The 1,335-nt window shown below is 37.0% G+C and carries 3 protein-coding genes; all 3 read left to right on the top strand.

Annotation, left to right across the window (positions count from 1 at the left end; all coding sequences use genetic code 11):
* Positions 1–338 (top strand): electron transfer flavoprotein subunit alpha/FixB family protein (locus AC1DPQ_RS27890; RefSeq protein ID WP_477611588.1); only part of this gene is annotated, 338 nt, incomplete at its 5' end.
* Positions 339–409: 71 nt separating this feature from the next.
* Entirely contained in the window at positions 410–1,024 is a 615-nt protein-coding gene (locus tag AC1DPQ_RS27885) for a bifunctional nuclease family protein (RefSeq protein WP_029275168.1), read from the top strand.
* 187 nt (positions 1,025–1,211) lie between these two features.
* The coding region (locus AC1DPQ_RS27880) for a hypothetical protein (protein WP_477611589.1) at positions 1,212–1,335 on the top strand (124 nt) is incomplete at its 3' end.

Raw genomic sequence — 1,335 nt, 5'->3', positions numbered from 1 at the left:
GTTTAAAAGGACCAGAAAACTGGGGCATGATCGAAGAATTGGCTGGTTTGCTTGGTGCTGCTACAGCATGTTCTAAACCGGTATCAGATGCAGACTGGAGACCACATTCAGAGCACGTTGGTCAAACCGGTATTGCCATTAGCCCTAACCTTTATATTGCTATCGGTATTTCTGGCGCTATCCAGCATTTGGCTGGTGTTAGTTCATCAAAAGTGATTGTAGTAATCAACAAAGATCCGGAAGCGCCTTTCTTCAAAGTGGCCGATTATGGTATTGTTGGCGATGCTTTTGAGGTTGTACCAAAGTTAATTGAAGCATTAAAAGCACATAAAGGATAATTTTTGTCATCCTGAGCCTGTCGAAGGATTAGATTAAATGTTTCGACAAGCTCAACATGACATCGACAAATATGAAAAAAGTTAAATTAGATATTGTAGGTTTATCTTACAGCCAGACTCAATCTGGTGCTTATGCCCTTGTTTTAGGAGAAGTAAATGGACGCCGCCGCTTACCGATAATTATTGGTGCATTTGAAGCACAGGCCATTGCTATAGAAATTGAGAAAATGACTCCTAGTAGGCCATTAACACATGATTTATTCAAATCGATGGCTGATACTTTTCATATCAATATCCAGGAAATTATCATCTACAATTTGGTTGATGGTGTTTTTTACGCAAAGTTGATCTGCAGTGATGGTAAAAATACACATGAAGTTGATGCCAGAACATCTGATGCCATCGCTTTGGCCGTTCGCTTTAACGCCATGATTTATACCTACGAATTTATTTTGGCTTCTGCCGGAATCGTAATAGAAGGGAATGATTTTCTTTTTCTCGAAAATATGGATTCTATTGCAAAAGAGCCCGAAGCGGATAGCTTGCCTACCTCAACCCAGCAACAAGGTTTTGGTGATTTAACATTAGAAGAACTTCAGCAAAAATTACAGGAAGCCATTGCCGAAGAAGCCTATGAAAAGGCCGCAAGATTAAGAGATGAATTGAATAAACGCGGAACATCATAGTATTGTATCATAAAAAATGTTTCTGCACTAAAAAAAATGTCTAAATTTTTTCTCAAATTCCCTTTATAAAAAGCTAAATTCTAAAATGAGCCAAATTGTTTAAAATAATTTAGGTTCATTTTGAATTATCATTCAAAATAGTTCTATATTCAGCTTTTACTTTCAATAATCAAACTAAACTATTATTATGAACGTTAAGTTTCGCTTAACTATAATGAGTTTCATGCAATTCTTTGTATGGGCTGCCTGGTTAATTACGATTGCAAATTATTGGTTCGGAACCAAACAATGGGACGGTGCAGATTTTGGGG

This window comes from Pedobacter sp. 01T416_2 (assembly GCF_056398925.1).
The sequence above is the reverse complement of the archived record's forward strand: the minus strand, read 5'-3'. Positions and strand labels throughout refer to the sequence as shown.